Below are 394 nucleotides of genomic sequence, written 5' to 3'. Positions count from 1 at the left end.
AGTCGCACTGATTAAACAAGGTCAGCTTTATTACTACCACCTAGACCAACTTAACACCCCACGTTTTGTAACTAATAAAAACGCAGAGGTTGTATGGCAAAACCACGCCGATGTGTACGGCTATGAAGAACCAGAAGCTAATGCTGACTTTAATAAAGAAAACAGCTTCACTCAGCCAATACGTTTTCAAGGCCAATATTTTGATAAAGAAAGCGGCCTACACTACAACCGTTACCGCTATTACAGCCCCAAACAACAACGCTTTATAAATCAAGACCCGATAGGCTTAGTGGGTGGCATAAACCATTACCAATATGCGCCGAACCCGGTTAATTGGGTGGATCCGTTTGCACTTAGTTGTTTGGATGGGTCTGCCACAGTTTTAAAAATCGGT

Annotated in this window: 1 protein-coding gene; it reads left to right on the top strand. The window is 42.6% G+C overall.

Annotated features, from left to right (window positions below; translation table 11 throughout):
* The coding region (locus CWB80_RS21970; RefSeq protein WP_212751497.1) for an RHS repeat-associated core domain-containing protein at positions 1–394 on the top strand (394 nt) is incomplete at both ends.

The sequence above is a fragment of the Pseudoalteromonas sp. S1650 genome, from assembly GCF_005887195.1.
GTDB lineage: Bacteria > Pseudomonadota > Gammaproteobacteria > Enterobacterales > Alteromonadaceae > Pseudoalteromonas > Pseudoalteromonas simplex.
The sequence above is the reverse complement of the archived record's forward strand: the minus strand, read 5'-3'. Positions and strand labels throughout refer to the sequence as shown.